This window comes from Achromobacter arsenitoxydans SY8, from assembly GCF_000236785.1.
Lineage (GTDB): Bacteria > Pseudomonadota > Gammaproteobacteria > Burkholderiales > Burkholderiaceae_B > Achromobacter > Achromobacter arsenitoxydans.
The window spans coordinates 1-2499 of record NZ_AGUF01000070.1; the positions used below are offsets into that span (position 1 = coordinate 1).

A 2499-nucleotide genomic window follows, 5' to 3' on the forward strand; every position below is an offset into this window, starting at 1 on the left:
ACAACGGTTCGTCGACGGGCACCGGTTCGTCCACGGGCACCGGTTCGTCGACGGGCTCCGGTTCGTCGACGGGCACCGATTCGTCGACAGGCACCGATTCGTCGACGGGCACCGATTCGTCGACGGGCACCGATTCGTCGACGGGCACCGATTCGTCGACAGGCACCGATTCGTCGACGGACGCGAACCCAACCACGGACGCAAACCCAACCACGGACGCAAATCCGACGACGGGCGCCGGTGCGACGACGAGCCGGCAACGCTACCAGCCCGGCGCAGTGGTGTACGAGCAGTACCCGCAAGTGCTGGCCGCGCTGAACACGGTACCGACGCTGCAACAGCGTGTGGGCAACCGCTATGGGTCGCAGGGCGGCACAACGGCCGGTGGCCAGTCCGAACGTCGCGCCGTATGGGCCCGCATCGAGGGCGGTCACACGACATTCGATGCCTCCCGTTCCACCACCGCTACGCGGCGCGACGTCGATGTCTGGAAACTGCAGACCGGCATCGACTTCACGCTGCACGAGGGCAAGAACGGCGCATCGCTGGTCGGCGGCATCAACGGTCTGTACGGCACCGCCAACGCCGAGATGCGTTCCGTGTTCGGCCGGGGCAAGGTCGATGCCACTGGCGCCGGTGTGGGCGCAACGCTGACCTGGTACGGCGCTGACGGCTTCTATGTCGATGGTCAGGCGCAAAGCATCTGGTTCGACAGCGATATCAGCTCCAGCACCATGGGCCGCAAACTCGCTTCAGATAACAGCGGCCATGGCTATGCGCTGTCGGTTGAAACGGGCAAGCGCTACGGCCTGGGCAACGGCTATGCCGTCACGCCGCAGATGCAGCTGGTCTATTCACGGGTGGACTTCGACAGCTTCAACGATCCATTCGGCGCCCAGGTGTCGCTGCGTGACGCCGATAGCCTGCGCGGCCGATTCGGCCTTGCCGTCGATCACGAGGCTTCGTGGGGCGGAACGGACGGCAAGCAAAACCGCTCGCACGTCTTCGGCAGCGTCAACCTGTACAACGAGTTCCTGCAGGGCAGCACGGTCAGAGTGGCCGGCGTTGACGTCGCCAGCCGCGATGAGCGCCTGTGGGCAGGCATCGGGGTCGGCGGCACCTACGAATGGAACAACGGCGCCTATGCGCTGTACGCCACCGCGGATCTGGCCAGCAGCACCCGCAACTTCGGAGACAACTACAGCGTTGGCGGCACGGTCGGCATGCGTATTCGCTGGTAGTTGACCGGCATCGCAAGGCCCGTGCATGCCCGCCGCAATTCGTGGCGGCATCACGCGCCTTGATGCGTCTGCAAAGCGCCACCTCGTTGAATTGCCCGCGCGCGTCTGCCCGTAACGGCAAGCAAATTTCCATCGGTCAGCGAACCCAGGTCACATCCGTGCTGCGCTTGATCTCACACAGGTGCAGCAAGCGCAATTTCGTTCTGGTCCCATTCCAAGGGGGCCTCTCAGCTTCTCTAATACCGCGGCACGGACAAGATTTGCATTGATTTGTCAAAAATTGGTGGAAGAGATCCTGATGGAAATAAATAACTACGATTACCCAGCCCCTGTTAATTCGGCCAAGCGCCTCTTGTCAGGGGCATCAACTTTGGCGCTGTTGATGAGTTGCAGCTCGGCGTATGCGCAGAATGCCGTTTGGTCCGGATCGACATCCAGCGACTGGTTCGTGGCATCGAACTGGGTATCCGGCATACTCCCTTCATCTCAGATTGCCGTTATTGGCGGAGCGCCTGGAGTTGGGTTTTCTCCGGTCATCGGCGCCGGCCAGAGCGATTCGGTTAAGGAACTTCTTATAGGCGGCAACAACGCCGGCGATGCTGGCGCTTTTACTATCCAGGGCGGCGGCAGGCTCTCCGGTGTTGAACTGACCCTTGGCCGCGAGTCGGGCACTTCCGGCCTCATGGAAGTAAAGGACAGCGGTTCAAGCTGGACATCAATCTGGCAAGCTGAGGTCAACCCAGGCAATAGCTGGATCGGGCTTGCAGCGGGCAGCACGGGCGAGTTGAACATCTCAAACGGCGGCAGCGTCAACACGCGCGGGCTCGTGCTTGGCCACGTTGGCGAATCGGGCCCTTTCGGCCGCTCGGCGGGCATTGTCCGCGTCGAAGGTCCGGGCTCGCAGCTTACCGCTGTCAACATGCATATCGGCAACTACGGCGACGGCACCCTCCTAATCTCGCAAGGCGGACGTGTCGCCAACTGGTACACCCTCATTGGTGCGGAGCGCGGCGGCACCGGCAGGGCTACGGTTAGCGGCGCCGGCTCGCTGTGGACGATGACTGGCGAAACCCAGGTCGGCGGGTATGGCACTGGAGAGCTGCTCATCTCCGATCGCGGGCAGGTCAGAACGGGTTCGCTCGCCACGATTGCTGCTTTGGATTCTGGCAGTGTCGGCATGGTTCATGTGAAGGATCCAGGCTCAATCTGGGACATCGCCAGTAATCTGAACATGGCGGTTTTCTCGGGGCAGGCCACT

1 protein-coding gene and 2 pseudogenes are annotated in these 2499 nt (G+C 62.4%); 2 read left to right on the forward strand and 1 reads right to left on the reverse strand.

Annotation, left to right across the window (positions count from 1 at the left end; translation table 11 throughout):
• A partial coding sequence (locus tag KYC_RS29955; RefSeq protein ID WP_008166410.1) for a hypothetical protein occupies positions 1-214 on the reverse strand: 214 nt, incomplete at its 3' end.
• A gap of 46 nt (positions 215-260) precedes the next feature.
• Between KYC_RS29955 and KYC_RS21575 the strand changes: the two are divergent.
• Positions 261-1241: pseudogene (locus KYC_RS21575) on the forward strand (autotransporter family protein); the annotation flags it as partial.
• A 265-nt stretch (positions 1242-1506) separates the two neighbouring features.
• Positions 1507-2499: pseudogene (locus tag KYC_RS29540) on the forward strand (hypothetical protein); the annotation flags it as partial.